The organism is Curtobacterium herbarum (genome assembly GCF_016907335.1).
GTDB classification, from domain to species: Bacteria; Actinomycetota; Actinomycetes; order Actinomycetales; family Microbacteriaceae; genus Curtobacterium; species Curtobacterium herbarum.
The window spans coordinates 1,583,340-1,599,743 of sequence record NZ_JAFBBT010000001.1; the positions used below are offsets into that span (position 1 = coordinate 1,583,340).

At 71.1% G+C, this 16,404-nt stretch carries 16 protein-coding genes; 13 read left to right on the plus strand and 3 right to left on the minus strand.

What is annotated here, in order from left to right:
- Nucleotides 1-40: 40 nt before the first annotated feature.
- The 3 genes from JOD51_RS07575 to rbfA all read left to right on the plus strand — a co-directional run bounded on the left by JOD51_RS07575 (nucleotide 41) and on the right by rbfA (nucleotide 3,882).
- Nucleotides 41-367, plus strand: a complete 327-nt coding sequence (locus JOD51_RS07575) for a YlxR family protein (RefSeq protein WP_166778810.1) — start codon at nucleotides 41-43, stop codon at nucleotides 365-367.
- A gap of 74 nt (nucleotides 368-441) precedes the next feature.
- Complete coding sequence (gene infB, locus JOD51_RS07580; protein WP_204607711.1) at nucleotides 442-3,309, plus strand: translation initiation factor IF-2; 2,868 nt, start codon at nucleotides 442-444, stop codon at nucleotides 3,307-3,309.
- A 78-nt stretch (nucleotides 3,310-3,387) separates the two neighbouring features.
- Nucleotides 3,388-3,882 carry a 30S ribosome-binding factor RbfA gene (gene rbfA, locus JOD51_RS07585; RefSeq protein WP_204607712.1) on the plus strand — a complete coding sequence of 165 codons (495 nt, stop codon included), beginning with the start codon at nucleotides 3,388-3,390 and terminating at the stop codon, nucleotides 3,880-3,882.
- Nucleotides 3,883-4,009: 127 nt separating this feature from the next.
- On the opposite strand, the gene JOD51_RS07590 is transcribed toward rbfA, so the two are convergent.
- Complete coding sequence (locus JOD51_RS07590; RefSeq protein WP_372377813.1) at nucleotides 4,010-4,909, minus strand: iron-sulfur binding domain-containing protein; 900 nt, start codon at nucleotides 4,907-4,909, stop codon at nucleotides 4,010-4,012.
- Nucleotides 4,910-4,962: 53 nt separating this feature from the next.
- Here JOD51_RS07590 and JOD51_RS07595 point away from each other — a divergent pair, with 53 nt between their 5' ends.
- From JOD51_RS07595 to JOD51_RS07615, 5 genes are all read left to right on the plus strand, one after another.
- Nucleotides 4,963-5,409, plus strand: coding sequence for a hypothetical protein (locus JOD51_RS07595; RefSeq protein WP_204607713.1), 447 nt, complete (start codon nucleotides 4,963-4,965; stop codon nucleotides 5,407-5,409).
- Between the two features lie 37 nt (nucleotides 5,410-5,446).
- Entirely contained in the window at nucleotides 5,447-6,388 is a 942-nt protein-coding gene (gene truB, locus JOD51_RS07600) for a tRNA pseudouridine(55) synthase TruB (RefSeq protein WP_204607714.1), read from the plus strand.
- Nucleotides 6,385-6,750, plus strand: a complete 366-nt coding sequence (locus JOD51_RS07605) for a hypothetical protein (protein ID WP_204607715.1) — start codon at nucleotides 6,385-6,387, stop codon at nucleotides 6,748-6,750. The genes truB and JOD51_RS07605 overlap by 4 nt, the downstream gene beginning before the upstream one ends.
- 81 nt (nucleotides 6,751-6,831) lie before the next feature.
- A complete protein-coding gene (locus JOD51_RS07610; protein WP_204607716.1) occupies nucleotides 6,832-7,296 on the plus strand; it encodes a hypothetical protein in 465 nt (154 codons plus the stop codon).
- A 17-nt stretch (nucleotides 7,297-7,313) separates the two neighbouring features.
- Nucleotides 7,314-8,276 carry a bifunctional riboflavin kinase/FAD synthetase gene (locus JOD51_RS07615; protein WP_204610967.1) on the plus strand — a complete coding sequence of 321 codons (963 nt, stop codon included), beginning with the start codon at nucleotides 7,314-7,316 and terminating at the stop codon, nucleotides 8,274-8,276.
- An 80-nt stretch (nucleotides 8,277-8,356) separates the two neighbouring features.
- Here the strand turns inward: JOD51_RS07615 and JOD51_RS07620 are convergent, their stop codons facing one another.
- A complete protein-coding gene (locus tag JOD51_RS07620; protein ID WP_204607717.1) occupies nucleotides 8,357-9,589 on the minus strand; it encodes a DUF349 domain-containing protein in 1,233 nt (410 codons plus the stop codon).
- 113 nt (nucleotides 9,590-9,702) lie between these two features.
- Nucleotides 9,703-10,506 carry a peptidylprolyl isomerase gene (locus JOD51_RS07625; RefSeq protein ID WP_204607718.1) on the minus strand — a complete coding sequence of 268 codons (804 nt, stop codon included), beginning with the start codon at nucleotides 10,504-10,506 and terminating at the stop codon, nucleotides 9,703-9,705.
- A gap of 92 nt (nucleotides 10,507-10,598) precedes the next feature.
- Here JOD51_RS07625 and JOD51_RS07630 point away from each other — a divergent pair, with 92 nt between their 5' ends.
- The 5 genes from JOD51_RS07630 (at nucleotide 10,599) to ruvX (ending at nucleotide 16,351) form a co-directional block, all read left to right on the plus strand.
- A complete protein-coding gene (locus JOD51_RS07630; protein ID WP_372377814.1) occupies nucleotides 10,599-11,981 on the plus strand; it encodes a replication-associated recombination protein A in 1,383 nt (460 codons plus the stop codon).
- Between the two features lie 274 nt (nucleotides 11,982-12,255).
- Nucleotides 12,256-12,885, plus strand: coding sequence for a 30S ribosomal protein S4 (rpsD, locus tag JOD51_RS07635; RefSeq protein WP_110902175.1), 630 nt, complete (start codon nucleotides 12,256-12,258; stop codon nucleotides 12,883-12,885).
- Nucleotides 12,886-12,999: 114 nt separating this feature from the next.
- Entirely contained in the window at nucleotides 13,000-13,194 is a 195-nt protein-coding gene (locus tag JOD51_RS07640) for a hypothetical protein (protein ID WP_204607719.1), read from the plus strand.
- A gap of 47 nt (nucleotides 13,195-13,241) precedes the next feature.
- Nucleotides 13,242-15,899 carry an alanine--tRNA ligase gene (gene alaS, locus JOD51_RS07645; RefSeq protein WP_204607720.1) on the plus strand — a complete coding sequence of 886 codons (2,658 nt, stop codon included), beginning with the start codon at nucleotides 13,242-13,244 and terminating at the stop codon, nucleotides 15,897-15,899.
- 8 nt (nucleotides 15,900-15,907) lie between these two features.
- Nucleotides 15,908-16,351, plus strand: coding sequence for a Holliday junction resolvase RuvX (gene ruvX, locus JOD51_RS07650; RefSeq protein WP_204610972.1), 444 nt, complete (start codon nucleotides 15,908-15,910; stop codon nucleotides 16,349-16,351).
- The last annotated feature ends 53 nt before the right edge of the window (nucleotides 16,352-16,404 follow it).

The window sequence follows — 16,404 nt, forward strand, 5'->3', positions numbered from 1 at the left end:
CGGGCGCGCCGGATCGCGGTCGTCGGAGTCAAGGAGTAGAGTGGACGCCGTCAGAACGTGCATCGGCAGTCGTCGTCGCGCAACCCGATCTTCTCTCCTCCGTGTCGTCGCTCGCAGTGACGGCTCCGTGGTGGCGGATCCGAAGGCAGTCATGCCGGGCCGGGGGGCATGGCTCACACCGACCGTCGAAGCGTACGAGCTGGCCGTCAAGCGCAGGGCATTCCGCCGTGCGCTCCGGCTGGAGCGTGATCCCGACACGTCCGCGGTGCGCGAGTACCTCGCTGGGCTGGGGCCCGATGGCCCGAACAGCACAGCGCTCGAGCGCCAGGACATGACAGAACAGGCTGAACGGCTTATGGACAACTGATGAGCGGCTCGAAATGAGACCCGTCAACCATTGAGTCCTGCCCCTTGACGGGGTGGGACCCGTGAAGGAGAACAGTGGCGAAACCACGCGTACACGAGATCGCAAGCGAGCTCGGCGTCGACAGCAAGACCGCAATGGAGAAGCTCAAGGAACTCGGCGAATTCGTCAAGGGCCCGAGCTCGAGCATCGAACCCCCCGTCGCACGGAAGCTCCGTGCCGCACTGCAGGCCGAAGGCGCGTCCGCGTCGGCAGCCCCGGCAGCACCCGCCGCCGCGAAGGCCCCGGCCGCACCGGCTTCCGGTGCCCCGAAGCCCGGCGGCCCCAAGCCCGGCCCGAAGCGCCCTGCGCCGGAGCCCGAGCCCGTCGTCGAGGAAGCACCCGCGGCCCAGGCCGTCGACGGTGCCCCGATCCCCGCCGCCCCGAAGTCCGTCGCCCAGCGTCAGGCCGAGGCAGAGGCCGCCCGCAAGGCCGCGGCCGAGCAGAAGGCCGCTGAGCAGCAGGCAGCCGCGCAGCAGTCCGACGGCGACCAGCCCGACGCCGCTCCGAGCGACGCCGTGAAGCCCGGTGGCGCGAAGCCGTCCGGTTCCGGTTCGGCCCCGAAGCCCGGTGGCCCGAAGCCCGGTGCCCGTCCCGGCAACAACCCCTACGCGTCGAGCCAGGGCATGGGCGCACGTCCGCCGCGCCCCGGCAACAACCCCTTCGCGTCCAACCAGGGCATGGGTCAGCGCCCGGCCGCCGGTGCCGGCAACGGCATCCCGCGTCCGCAGCCGCCGCGCCCCGGTGCTCCCCGTCCGGGCGCCCCGCGTCCCGGTGGTCCCGGTCAGAACAACCGTCCGAACGGCTTCGGGCAGCGCCCGGGCCAGGGCGGCGGCGGTCGTGGCGGCCCCGGTGGCGGCTTCAACCGTCCCGGTGGTGCCGGTGCCGGCGCCGGTGGCGGCTTCGCCCGTCCCGCGTTCACCGGTCCGCGCCCCGCAGGTGGTGGCGGCCGTGGCCGTGGCCCCGGTGGTGGTACCGCTGGTGCGTTCGGTCGTGGTGGCGGCAAGAGCCGTGCCCGCAAGTCGAAGCGGACGAAGCGCGCCGAGTACGAGATGCGGCAGGCGCCGTCGCTCGGCGGTGTGCAGGTCCCTCGTGGTGACGGCAACACGGTCGTCCGACTCCGTCGCGGTGCGAGCATCTCGGACTTCGCGGACAAGATCGACGCGAGCCCCGGCAACCTGGTGACGGTGCTGTTCCACCTCGGTGAGATGGCGACCGCGACCGAGTCCCTGGACGAGGCCACCTTCGAGGTCCTCGGCGAGGAGCTCGGCTACAAGATCCAGGTCGTCTCGCCCGAGGACGAGGACAAGGAGCTCCTCGAGGGCTTCGACATCGACATCGACGCCGAGTACGCCGACGAGGACGACTCCGTCCTGCAGCAGCGTCCCCCGGTCGTCACCGTCATGGGTCACGTCGACCACGGTAAGACCCGACTGCTCGACGCGATCCGGAACTCCAAGGTCGTCGAGGGCGAAGCCGGCGGCATCACACAGCACATCGGTGCGTACCAGATCGTCACCGAGCACGAGGGCATCGAGCGCCCGATCACCTTCATCGACACCCCGGGTCACGAAGCCTTCACGGCCATGCGTGCCCGTGGTGCCCAGGTGACGGACATCGCGATCCTCGTGGTCGCGGCGGACGACGGCATCATGCCGCAGACGATCGAGGCGCTGAACCACGCCCAGTCGGCCGGCGTGCCGATCGTGGTCGCGGTGAACAAGATCGACAAGGACGGGGCGAACCCGGCCAAGGTCCGGCAGCAGCTCACCGAGTACAACCTGGTGGCCGAGGAGTACGGCGGCGACGTCATGTTCGTCGACGTCTCCGCCCGTCAGAACATCGGCATCCAGGACCTCCTGGACGCCGTGATCCTGACCGCGGACGCCGGTCTCGACCTGCGGGCGAACCCCGACAAGGACGCCCGAGGCGTCGCGATCGAAGCACGGCTCGACAAGGGCCGTGGTGCAGTCGCCACCGTCCTCATCCAGTCCGGCACGCTGCACGTCGGTGACGCGATCGTCGCCGGCACGGCGTACGGCCGTGTCCGTGCGATGGCGGACGAGAACGGCACCGCGGTCGACGCCGCGACGCCGGCCCGTCCGGTCCAGGTGCAGGGTCTGTCGTCGGTGCCCCGCGCCGGTGACACGTTCCTCGTCACCGAGGACGACCGCACCGCCCGCCAGATCGCCGAGAAGCGTGAAGCCGCGCAGCGCAATGCCCAGCTGGCCAAGGCCCGCAAGCGCATCTCGCTCGAGGACTTCACCCGTGCGCTCGAAGAGGGCAAGGTCGACTCGCTCAACCTCATCATCAAGGGTGACGTCTCCGGTGCCGTCGAGGCACTCGAGCAGTCGCTCCTGGACATCGAGGTCGACGACAGCGTCCAGCTGCGCATCCTGCACCGCGGTGTGGGTGCGATCACGGAGTCGGACATCGACCTCGCCACCATCGACAACGCGATCGTCGTCGGCTTCAACGTCCGTCCGGACGTCAAGGCCCGTGAGCGCGCTGCCCGTGAAGGCATCGACGTCCGCTTCTACTCGGTCATCTACAACGCACTCGAGGACATCGAGAACTCGCTCAAGGGCATGCTCAAGCCCGAGTACGAAGAGGTCCAGTCGGGTGTCGCGGAGATCCGTGAGGTGTTCCGTTCCTCCAAGTTCGGCAACATCGCCGGTGTCATCGTCCGGTCCGGCACGATCACGCGCAACGCCAAGGCGCGCGTCATCCGTGACGGTGTGGTCGTGGCCGACGGACTGGCGATCGAGTCGCTCCGTCGCTTCAAGGACGACGTCACCGAGGTCCGCACGGACTACGAGGCCGGTATCGGTCTCGGCAAGTTCAACGACATCCAGCCCGGCGACGAGATCGAGACGACCGAGCTCGTCGAGAAGCCGCGCGACTGATCGCACTGAGTACCCTGGGCCCCGCCTCCTCCGTCCGGAGGAGGCGGGGCCTCACCCCGTTCCGCAAGGAGGAACCCAATGGCTGACCCGCAGCGCGCACGCAAGATGGCCGACCGCATCAAGGAAGTCGTCGCCCGTCGTCTCGACAAGGGCCTGCGCGACCCGCGTCTCGGCTTCGTGACGATCACCGACGTCCGGGTGACCGGGGACCTGCAGCACGCATCGATCTTCTACACGGTCTACGGCTCGGACGAGGAGCGCGCCGACTCCGCCGCGGCGCTGAAGGCCGCGACCGGCCTGCTCCGCACCGAGGTCGGCAAGAACATCACGGCGCGGCTCACCCCGTCGCTGGAGTTCATCGCCGACGCCCTGCCCGACACGTCCGCGCACCTCGAGGACCTGCTCGCGCAGGCCCAGATGCGTGACCTGCAGGTCAAGCAGGTCGCGGTCGGCGCGACCTACGCCGGCGACGCCGACCCGTACAAGCACGACGAGGACGAGGACGAGGACGAGGACGACGAGGGCCAGGACGACGACGGCGCAGCGCCGTCCGCCGCCGACACCCGCGCCTGACACCCGGTCCGACCGTGAGAGCGCCCGTCACCCTCGGTGGCGGGCGCTCTCGCGTCCCCCGGAGCCGGGACCCCCGGAGCCGGGACCCCCGGAGCCGGACCCCCGGATCCCCGGACCCGTCCCCGGATCAGCCGCCCGGCAGCCGGTACCCCTCGACGTCGTCACCCTCGGCCAGGCCGTCGCGGAGCAGGGACGCGAGCGCCCGGTCCCGCTGTGCCGCGTCCGGCCACACCATCGCGATCTCGGCCGGCGTGACGGGGACGTCGCTCGCCCGCAGTTCGGCCATGATCATCCCGCGGACCTGCCGGTCGCTGCCGGCGAACCGCGCCTGCTTCGGTGCCCGCGGTCCGTCGTGCTCCGGGTACCCGGCCGCCCGCCACGCGCAGCGGTCCGCGATCGGGCACGCGTCGCAGGCGGGGGAGCGGGCCACGCAGACGAGGGCGCCGAGCTCCATCACGGCGGCGTTCGTCGCGGCGGCGTCGTCACGGTCGTCCGGCAGGGTCGCCGCCATGAGCGGGAGGTCCTGCTTCGCCTTCGCCGGCCCGGGGTCGCCCTGGCCCAGCACGGCCCGGGCCAGGACGCGTCGGACGTTGACGTCGACGACCGGGTGCCGGTCACCGTAGGCGAAGACCGCGACGGCCCGCGCGGTGTAGTCGCCGATGCCGGGCAGCGCGAGGAGCTCGTCGACGTCCCGCGGCACGACGTTGCCGTGCTGTTCCGCGATGACGGTCGCCGCTGCGTGCAGCGCGAGGGCCCGGCGCGGGTAGCCGAGCCGGTCCCAGGCCCGGACCGCCTCCGACGGGGGTGAGTCCGCGAGGTCGCGGGGTGTCGGCCACCGGGTGAGCCACGCCTCCAGTCGGGGGACGACCCGCGCGACCTGCGTCTGCTGGAGCATGATCTCGCTCACCAGCGTGCCCCAGGCGGGGAAGCCGGGACGCCGCCAGGGCAGGTCACGGGCCTCCCGGCGGTACCAGGCCAGCACGGGGGACGAGATCGCCGCCGCCCTGTGGATGGTCGCGTCGTCCACAGACGGACTGGAGGCTCTGCCCACGTTCACCACGACAGCCTACGGTGGTCGACATGGCACGCTGGGCACCGCAGGAGATCGACACCATGGCCGCGATCGCGAGCGAGGTGGTCGCACAGGTCGGCACGAACCGCACCGTCATCGCCGTCGACGGGCAGGACGGCACCGACCTGGAGCACGTCGCCGCGGCGCTCGTCGCGGGGTTCGAGCAGCACGGGGTCCAGGCGATGGCCGCGGCCGCCTCCTCCACGGACGCCGACGCCCTGCGCACCGACCTGGTGACCCCGTTCCGCACCACGGGTGCCGGCGAGGGCGTGCTCGTCGTGCACGGGCACGGTCTCCTCGGCCCGAGCACCCGCACGCTGTGGCGCTGGTCGCTGTGGGTGGAGCAGGAGACCGGCCGACTCGAACGGCGGGCCGACGTGAAGATCGCGGCGTCCGCGGTGCTCGACGTCACCGACCCGGACCACCCCCGGCGCGAGTGGAACGACGCCTGCTGACTGCGCTCCACGACGATCCCGCTGCTAGTCTCGACCGGTGCTCGTGACCCCGCCCGACGGCATCCTCCTCGTCGACAAGCCGCAGGGCATCTCGAGCCACCGCGTGGTCTCGATCGCCCGGCGCCGTCTGGACCTCAAGAAGATCGGCCACGCCGGCACGCTCGACCCGATGGCGACCGGCCTGCTGATCCTCGGGGTCGGCCCGTCGACCCGGCTCCTGACGCACCTGGTCGGACTCGGCAAGACCTACACGGCCACGATCCGGCTCGGCGTCGGCACGGACTCGGATGACGCCGACGGTGACCCCGTCACGGCGCACGGGGCCGCGGCGGACGCGGTGACGGACGACGCGATCGAAGCGGCCGTCGCGGCGCTCCGCGGTCCGATCGACCAGGTGCCGTCCACGGTCAGCGCGATCAAGGTCGACGGCCGGCGTGCATACGACCTCGCCCGGAAGGGTGAGGCCGTCACCCTCAAGGCCCGTCGGGTGACGGTCGACCGGTTCCAGGTGCAGGGCCGCGCCGACCGGGTCGTCTCGGTGGACGGTGCCGACGTGGCCGTGATCGACCTCGACGTCGTCGTGTCCTGCTCGTCCGGCACCTACATCCGCGCGCTCGCCCGTGACGTCGGGGCCGCCCTCGGGACCGGTGCGCACCTCACCGCGCTCCGCCGGACCGTCGTCGGCCCGTTCTCCGTCGAGGACGCCGTCGACCTCGAAGACGACACGGTCGACGTCCGGGCCGCCCTGGCCCGACCCACCGACGTCGCCCGCCGCCTGTTCCCGGTCGTGCAGCTCGACGGCGCGCAGGCGAAGGACCTCGGCGACGGCAAGCGGATCACCGCCGAGCACCCCGACACCGACGGCCCGGTCGCGGCGATCGCCACGGGTGCCGACCGGCTCGTCGGCCTGGTCGCCGTCCGTCGCGGGCAGCTCCGCGTCATCACGAACTTCCCGACCGCGACAGGAGCGAAACCGTGATCGAGTGGTTCATGTGGGTGCAGTTCGCCATCGCCTGCGTCATCGGACTCGTCGCGATCGTCCTCGGCCTGATCGGCCGGAAGCCGAACGACGCCACCGTGGGCGGCCTCGCGCTCGTCGAGCTGCTGCTCCTCGTGCAGCTGGTGGTCTCGCTCGTCGCCCCCGCGGTCGGCAACCCGCCGCGGGGCAACGTGCTCGAGTTCTGGGTCTACGCGGTGTCGGTCGTGCTGGTCCCGCCGGCGACGATCGTCTGGGCGCTCGTCGACCGGACCCGGTGGAGCACCGTCGTGCTCGGTGCCGGCGCGTTCACCGCCGCCGTGATGGTCTACCGGATGTACCAGATCTGGTTCGCGCTGAACTGACGAGCGCGTGCGGTCCGGTGCGGTCGTCCACCGTCCGCTCCCCGTGCCCGGGACCCGTGGACGATCGGTAGGATCGGTGCAATGGTGATCAAGTCCTCCGCCGGTACCGACCGACCGGCACGGAGTCGTCGGACGTCGTCCCTGGCCAGCGGTGTCGGGCGGGTCCTGATCGCGGTCTACGGCATCCTCGCCCTGGCCGCGACCGGTCGGAGCATCGTCCAGATCGCCGAGAAGTTCTCCTTCGCGCCGTTCTCGTACACGCTGAGCGCCATCGCCGCCGTCGTGTACATCGTCGCGATGATCGCCCTGATCGTGCCCGGTCGGTTCTGGTACCGGGTCGCCTGCGTGACGATCGTCTTCGAGATGACGGGCGTGCTCGTGATCGGCACGCTCTCGCTGGTCGACCGCCAGCTGTTCCCGGACCTGACGATCTGGTCCTACTACGGCATGGGGTACGCCTTCGCCCCGCTCGTCCTGCCGATCGCCGGACTCTGGTGGCTCCGCAAGCACCACCGCACCGCAGCGTCCGTGGCGTCGGCCGGATGACCACGGAGAGCTCGCGCATGCACTTCTACGCCGACGTCGCCGACGTCCCCGACGACTTCGGACCGAGCGCGGTCACGATCGGCAAGTTCGACGGTGTCCACGTCGGCCACCGTGCCGTCATCGCGCACCTCGAGGACGCCGCCCGTTGCCGCGGTCTCGTGTCGACCGTCGTCACGTTCGACCAGCACCCCCTCAACGTCATCGACCCCCAGCGTGTGCCGCCGGCGCTGACCAGCACGGCCCAGCGCCGGGAACTCCTGGACGCGGTCGGGGTCGACACGACGCTGCTGCTCCGCTTCGACTCGGCGCTGCAGGCGAAGCCGGCAGAGGCGTTCGTGTCGGAGATCCTCGTCGACACCCTGCACGCGAAGCTCGTCTTCGTGGGCAGTGACTTCCGGTTCGGTGCCCGCGGTGCCGGCGACGTCACCCTGCTCCGGCAGCTCGGCGAACGCCACGGCTTCCAGGTCGAGCTCATCGACGACGTGGACCTGGTCGACGACGTCCGGGTGGCGGGGGAGCGACGTGTGTCGTCCACCTGGATCCGCGAACTCCTGTCCGTCGGCCGGGTCGCCGAGGCTGCTCGACTGCTCGGCCGGGAGCACGCGGTCCGGAGCGTCGTGGTGCACGGCAACCAGCGAGGCCGTGCGATGGGCTACCCGACGGCGAACCTCGCACCCGCGTGCGAGGGCTTCGTCCCCGCCGACGGCGTCTACGCGGCCCGGGTGCTGCACGACGGCGTGACCTACCCGGCCGCGGTCTCGGTCGGCAACAACCCGACGTTCCAGGGCGTGCCCGCGAAGCAGATCGAGGCGCACCTGCTCGACGTCGACATCGACCTGTACGACGAGACGATCTCGGTGCTGTTCGTCGCCTACGTCCGCGGCATGGTGGCCTTCGGCGGCATGGACGAACTGGCGGCGCAGATGCGGCAGGACGACCTGGACATCCGGTTGCTCCTCGGCATGCCCGTCACCGCCTGACGTCCCACGACCGGACCCGACGGAACACGAACGCCCCGCGACCGATCCGGTCGCGGGGCGTTCGTCCGTGCTGCTGCGGATCAGCCGCCGAGGGCGTCGAGCCAGATCTTGCGGGCGTCGAGCGCTTCCTGCGCGTCCTTGATCTTGCGGGCGTCGCCGGTGGCCTGTGCGTCGGCGAGCTCGGCCTGCAGCTTGGCGATCGCGTCCTCGAGCTGGCTGGCCAGCCCCGTCTGGCGGGCCTTGCGCTCCGGGTCGGACTGCTTCCAGTGGGTGTCCTCGAGGCTCCGAACGTGGTCCTCGACGGCGCGGATGCGGTCCTCGACACGGCGGACGTCGGCGCGGGGGACCCGACCGATCTCGTCCCAGCGCCGCTGGACGTCCGTGAGGGCCTTGCGCGCGGCCACCCGGTCCTGCATCTGCAGGATCGGCTCGGCCTCGGTCAGCAGGGCGAGCTTCGCCTCGAGGTTGCCCGAGTACTCCTCGTTCTCAGCGGTGCTCTCGGCGTGGCGCTGCTCGAACAGGACGTCACCGGCTGCCTTGAAGCGGGCCCAGAGTGCGTCGTCGTGCCGCTTGCCCGCGCGACCGGCGTTCTTCCAGTCGTCGAGCAGTTCGCGGTACGCCGGGATGGCGTCGGACCCGCGGGGAGCGAGAGCCTCGGCCTGCTGCACGAGCTCCTGCTTGCGGGCCCGGGCGTCGCGGTGCTGCGAGTCGAGCTCCGAGTAGAAGGCACGGCGGTGCTGGTCGACCGTCGAGCGGGCGGTGCGGAACCGCTTCCACAGGTCGTTCGCGTCGTTCTTCGGGATGCGCGGGCCGTCGTGCTGGTGCTGCTGCCAGCGGGCGAACACGTCGTCGAGCTGCGCGGTCACCTGCTTCCACTGCGCACGGGCGGGGTCGACCGCGGCGAGGGCCTCGGCTTCCTCCACCAGGGCGGTGCGGTAGGCGAGGGCCTCGGTCAGGGCAGCCTGCGCCTGCGCGGCCTGTTCCTTGGTGAGCGACCCCACCTGGTCGGTCAGGGCGCCGATGCGGTCCTCGAGCGACTTGATGTCGCCGACGACGCGGGCTTCGGCGACCAGGCTGCGCAGGTGCTCGACGGTCCGGGCGACGTCGTTGGCGGACGCACCGCCCTTGACGCGCTGCTCCGCGATCTTCACCTGGCCTTCGAGGTCGGCGTACTTGCGGGCGAAGTAGGCCAGCGCCTCTTCGGCGGAGGCGTCGGGGTACTCGCCCACGACCCGCTCCGAGTCCTCGTACCGGACGTAGACGGTCCCGTCGTCGTCTACCCGGCCCCAGGTCGTTGCTTCGTCAGATGCCACAGGTCTCGCCTCGATCGTGGTCGTGCATCACCGACGTCACCGTCGGCACGGTCAGGTCGTCAGCCTATTGCACCGCCGCGCCGTGCGACGGGCGTGTGCGTTTTCGCTGTGGACTACTTCTGCTGCGCGATGGTCGCGCCGGTGATCTCGGTGGCCACCTTCGGCTTCCCGGAGCCGTCCGAGCCGGCGTCGGCGATGCCCTTCGACGTGACCTTCGCGACCAGGTCCGACAGCCCGCTGGTCACCTTGCCGACCACCGTGTAGCCGCCCGTGGACGGGTCGAGCGTGGTGTCGTCGGTCACGATGAAGAACTGCGTCGTCTGCGACGAGGGGGTGGCGCCGCGGGCGATGGCGATCGTGCCCTTCGCGTAGGTGCCGTCGCTCGGCACGTTCTCGAGCGGGCCGTACTGGAAGCCGGCGTCGCCCGTGCCGTCGCCGTTCGCCGACCCGCACTGCAGGAAGTGGAAGCCGGTGCTGTCCGCCAGGCGGTGGCACGTGGTGCCCTCGTAGAACTGCTTGCGGATCAGGTCGATCTCGACGCTGGCCGCCTGCGGTGCCTTCGCGCCGTCGAGCTCGATGCCCAGGCGGATGTCCTTGTTGAGCGTGAGCGTCCCGGTCCAGGTCGCGCCCTTCGCGATGCCCTTGCTCGGCACGTCCCCGGTGTTCCCAGCGGTCGCGCTGGCCGACGGCGTGGGGGAGGCGGTCGAACTCGCGCTGGGCGATGCGCCGGCGGCACCCGACGTCGACGCGTGCACCAGCTGCGAGCCGGTGGCGAGGGCGGCGACGAGCACGAGGACACCGGCCCCGACGACGTTGTCGCGGACACGACGTCGTCGCTGACGCTCGTGGAGGCCCTGTCTGGCCTGGTAGAGACGGAGTCGCTCGCGGGCTTCACGGCTCGGGTTCTTCGGTGCCACGGTGCTCTTCTGACCTCTCGTCGCGGTGTCGCAACGAGCGTACCGGTTCGCCCGGTGCGGCCCCGTCGGTGCTGGCCCGTACGATCGGTGGCATGGCAACTGACCGGTCGGGGATGAACGCGCCCACGACGGGCGGCCGGACCGGGTTGGCCCAGGGATCGGTCCCCCTCGCCGTCCGGATGCGTCCCACCAGCCTCGACGAGGTCGCCGGTCAACAGCACCTGCTCGGCCGGGGATCGCCACTCGTGCAGCTGGCGACCGGCTCGCGGGAGAGCCCCGGCGGCGTCTCGGTGATCCTCTGGGGACCGCCCGGCACCGGCAAGACCACCCTGGCGCAGGCGATCGCCCGCCAGTCCGGGCGGGAGTTCGTGGAGCTCTCCGCCGTGACCGCCGGCGTCAAGGACGTGCGCGAGGTGATGGAGAAGGCCCTGACCCACCGCGACCTCTACGGCGCGACGACGGTCCTGTTCCTCGACGAGATCCACCGCTTCAGCAAGGCGCAGCAGGACGCCCTGCTGCCCGGGGTCGAGAACGGCTGGGTGATCCTCATCGCCGCGACGACCGAGAACCCGTCCTTCTCGGTCATCTCGCCGCTGCTGTCCCGCTCGCTGCTCCTCACGCTCAAGCCGCTCACCGACGGGGACCTCGGCATGCTCGTCGACCGCGCGGTCGAGGACGCCCGGGGCCTCCGCGGTGCGGTCGTGCTCGGGGACGAGGCGCGTGCCGCGATCATCCGCCTGGCCTCCGGGGACGCCCGACGTGCGCTGACGGCCCTGGAGGCCGCGGCCGCCTCCGCCGTGGCGGCACAGGACGACGACGAGCGCGAGGCCGGCACCGTCCCGGTCGTCGACGCCGACACGGTCGCCGCCGCGGTCGACCGCGCGCTGCTCCGGTACGACCGGCAGGGCGACGAGCACTACGACGTCATCAGCGCGTTCATCAAGTCGGTCCGGGGGAGCGACGTCGACGCCGCGCTGCACTACCTGGCGCGGATGATCGAGGCCGGCGAGGACCCGCGGTTCATCGCCCGACGGATCATCATCTCGGCGTCCGAGGACATCGGCATGGCGGATCCGCAGGCGCTGCCGATCGCCGTCGCCGCCGCGCAGGCCGTGCAGCTCATCGGCATGCCGGAGGGTCGGATCCCGCTCGCCGAGGCCGTCGTCTACCTGGCGACCGCGCCGAAGTCGAACGCGGCCTACAACGGCGTCAACCAGGCCGTCGCCGACGTGAAGGCTGGGAGGATGGGCGTCGTGCCGAACCACCTCCGTGACGCGCACTACGCCGGGGCGAAGCGGCTCGGACACGGCAAGGGCTACGTCTACTCCCACGATGCCGAGCACGGCGTCGCGACCCAGCAGTACCTGCCCGACGCCCTGGACGGCACCGAGTACTACACGCCGACCGCCAACGGCTTCGAACGCGAGATCGGACCGCGCCTGGACCGACTGCGCGGGATCATCCGCGGCGACTGAGCAGTCCCGCGACGCGCGGTCGGACCGATCCCCACGGCGGGGCAGGATGCTGCTATCGTTGACGGGCCTACGTCCTGGTCCTCGCGTGCGGCTGCGTCGAGGACACAGTGTCGGACACGTCCTGAACGGACCTGACCGGCACGGGGGCAGAGGTTCGGGCTGTAGCCGCCCGATCCCACAGGCTCATCCCTCTGGATCCCGTCACGGGGTCCGTCGGTGCGTGCGCGCTCCGAGACCCGTGACACCTTCAGTTCAGTACAGAGAAAAGGACCCTGTGTCTACCAAGTCACGCACCCGCAGCAAGACCCGCCTGTCTCGCGCGCTCGGCATCCCGCTGACGCCGAAGGCGGCCCGTTACCTCGAGAAGCGCCCCTACGGCCCCGGTGAGCACGGCCGTACGCGCCGTCGTCAGGACAGCGACTACGCCGTCCGTCTCCGTGAGAAGCAGCGTCTGCGCGCCCAGTACGGCATCCGCGAGAAGCAGCTCCGCATCGTCTTCGAAGAGTCCCGCAAGGCCGCCGGTCTGACCGGTGAGAACCTCGTCGAGACCCTCGAGACGCGTCTGGACGCCCTCGTGCTCCGTGCCGGCTTCGCCCGCACCACCTCGCAGGCCCGCCAGCTGATCGTGCACCGTCACATCCTGGTCGACGGCAAGCTCGTCGACCGCCCCTCCTTCCGCGTCAAGGAGGGCCAGCTGATCCACGTCAAGCAGCGCTCCGAGTCGCTCGAGCCCTTCCAGGTCGCCGCTGCCGGTGGCCACCAGGAAGTCCTCCCGAAGGTCCCGGGCTACCTCGAGGTCGAGATCGACAAGCTCCAGGCTCGCCTGGTCCGTCGCCCGAAGCGCGCCGAGGTCCCCGTGACCTGTGAAGTGCAGCTCGTCGTCGAGTACTACGCAGCCCGCTGATCCCAGCAGCTGTGTGAACGGCGGGTCGTCCTCCTCGGAGGGCGGCCCGCCGTTCTGCGTCCCCGCGCTACGCTTGTCCGACGTGCGCTCCGGCGCACGCGAGAGGGAGGCACCGTGAAGCAGCTGTTCTTCGTCGCCGTCGGCGTGGTCATCGGGTTCGTCGCCGCACAGCGCGTCAGCCGGACGCCGTCCGCAGCGCACCTCCTCGCACAGGTCGACGCCCGGGCGAAGGCCTTCACGGGCGCCGTGGCCGACGGGTACCGCTCGCGTGAAGCCGAGCTGCGCCCGAACGGCCAGACGCCCACCTGACCCACCCCGAGCCTCCCGTCCCCGCCACACGCCCTACAGGAAGCACCATGCAGACCGCAGAGATCCGCCGTCGTTGGCTCCAGTTCTTCGGTGACCGCGGCCACACCGTCGTCCCGTCCGCGTCGCTCGTCTCGGACGACCCGTCGCTGCTGTTCACGGTGGCCGGCATGGTGCCGTTCATCCCGTACCTGACCGGGCTGATCCCGGCGCCGTACCCGCGCGCGACGAGCGTCCAGAAGTGCATCCGCACGAACGACATCGAAGAGGTCGGCAAGACCCCGCGGCACGGCACGTTCTTCCAGATGAACGGCAACTTCTCGTTCGGGGACTACTTCAAGGAGCAGGCGATCGAGTACGCCTGGCAGTTCCTGACGAACCCGGAGTCCGACGGTGGGCTCGGGTTCTCGGCGGACGACCTGTGGGTCACGGTCTACGAAGAGGACGACGAGGCGATCGACTTCTGGAAGCGACACTCGACGCTGCCGGACGACCGCATCCAGCGCCTCGGCAAGGACACCAACTACTGGTCGACCGGGCAGCCCGGCCCGGCCGGCCCCTGCTCGGAGATCTTCTTCGACCGCGGTCCCGAGTACGGCATCGACGGCGGCCCGGCGACCGACGACGACCGCTACGTCGAGATCTGGAACCTGGTCTTCATGCAGTACCAGATCGCCGACGTGCGATCGAAGTACGACTTCGAGATCACCGGCGAACTGCCGAACAAGAACATCGACACCGGCATGGGGCTCGAGCGCGTCGCCTTCATCAAGCAGGGCGTCGACAACATGTACGAGATCGACCAGGTCCGCCCGGTCCTCGACAAGGCCGCCGAGGTCTCCGGTCGTCGCTACGGCGCCGACCACGAGGACGACGTCCGGATGCGGGTCATCGCCGACCACGTCCGCTCGGCGCTCATGCTCATCACCGACGGTGTCTCGCCGTCGAACGAGGGCCGCGGCTACATCCTCCGCCGCCTGCTCCGCCGCACGGTGCGCGCGATGCGGCTGCTCGGGGTCGAGGGCGCGACCTTCCCCCAGCTGTTCCCGGCGTCGCGTGACGCCATGCAGGACGCCTACCCCGAGGTCGACGAGCAGTACGACCGCATCGCCCGCATCGCCTACGCGGAAGAGGAGACGTTCCTCCGCACGCTCGCGCAGGGCACGACGATCCTCGACGTCGCCGTCGACCGGGCCAAGCAGGACGGCCGCCCGTCGATCGGTGGCGACACCGCGTTCCTGCTGCACGACACGTTCGGCTTCCCGATCGACCTGACGATGGAGATGGCGGAGGAGGCCGGCGTCCACGTCGACCGGTCCGCGTTCGAGACCCTCATGTCGGAGCAGCGCTCGCGTGCCAAGGCGGACGCGAAGAGCAAGAAGACCGCTCTCGCCGACCTCAGCGTCTACAGCGCGTTCCGGGCCGCGGGGGAGACCGTCTTCCTCGGCTACGACGCACTGCAGGCCGAGAGCCGGATCCTCGGTCTCATCGTCGACGGTCGGAGTGTCGACCGCGCGGCCGCCGGTGACATCGCCGAGGTCATCCTCGGGCAGACCACGCTCTACGCCGAGTCCGGCGGCCAGGACGCCGACCAGGGCTCGATCGTCGGCAACGGCTTCGACCTCGAGGTGCTCGACGTGCAGCGTCCGGTGTCCGGTCTCTGGAGCCACACCGTGCAGGTGCGCTCCGGCGAGGTCGGCGTCGGTGACCCCGCGACGACCCTGGTGGACGCCGAGTACCGCCGTGGTGCGACCCAGGCCCACTCGGCCACGCACCTGGTGAACGCGGCGCTCCGCGACGTCCTCGGCCCGGAGGCGCTGCAGGCCGGTTCGTACAACAAGGCCGGCTACATGCGCCTGGACTTCTCCTGGAGCCAGCCGGTGTCGCTCGAGACCCGCACCGAGATCGAGGAGGTCGTGAACACCGCGATCCGCTCCGACCTCGAGGTCTCCACCCGCATCCTGCCGATCGACGACGCCAAGGCCCTCGGCGCACAGGCGCTGTTCGGCGAGAAGTACGGCGCCGAGGTCCGCATGGTCGACATCGGCGGTCCGTGGTCCCGCGAGCTCTGCGGTGGCATCCACGTGGCCTCCAGCGCCCAGGTCGGCCTCGTCAACCTGGTCGGCGAGTCCAGCGTCGGGTCGACCAACCGCCGCGTCGAGGCCCTCGTCGGACTCGAGGGCTTCCGTGAGCTCGCCGTCGAGCGGACCATCGTGTCCCAGCTCTCGAGCGCGCTCAAGGCGCCGCGCGACGATCTGCCGGGCCGTGTGCAGTCCCTGCTCGAGGACCTGAAGTCCGCCCAGAAGCGGATCGCCGAGTTCGAGTCGGCGAACCTGCAGCAGCGCGTGCCGACGATCGCCCGGACGGCCGAGCGGGTCGGTGCCGTGGCACTCGTCGCGCAGGTCGTCGACGGACTGTCCTCGGGCGACGACCTGCGTGCCCTCGCCACCGGCGTCCGCGGCCAGCTCGGCTCCGACGCGGCCGTGGTCGTGCTCGGTGCCGTCGTCGGCGGCAAGCCGGTCGTGATCGTCGCGACGAACGACGCCGCCCGTGCCGCCGGCGTCCAGGCGGGCCCGCTCGCCAAGGAGGCCGCCGGTGTCCTCGGCGGTGGTGGCGGCGGCAAGCCGGACCTCGCGCAGGGTGGTGGCACCGACGTGTCGGCGCTGCCCGCGGCCCTCCGCGCCGTGTCCGACCGTATCGCGGCCTGACGGTGGTGATCCGCTCCGGGCGCCGGCTCGGCATCGACGTCGGCCGCGCCCGGATCGGTGTTGCCGTGTGCGACCGGGACGGGTTCATCGCGACCCCGGTGGAGACCGTTCGTCGTGACGACTCCGCCGACCTCCGCCGGATCCTGGCGATCGCGGACGAGTACGACGTGCTCGAGGTCGTCGTCGGTCTGCCGCTCTCGATGTCCGGCGGGGACACCCCGTCGACCACCGACGCCCGGGCGTTCGCGGCGCGGATCGCGGCGCACCGGCCGGTGCGCCTGGTGGATGAACGGCTGTCGACGGTCACCGCGCAGCGCGGGCTGCACCAGGCGGGGAAGAACACGAAGAAGTCCCGGGCCGTGATCGACCAAGCGGCCGCTGTTATCATTCTGCAACATGCGCTCGACCACGAGCGCGCAGCAGGCGCCCCACCCGGGGCCGAACTCCCCTGACAGCTGCCCTCCCGGACCCGCCCCAGCGCCTCCGGAGCCGCCCGGGGTTCCCG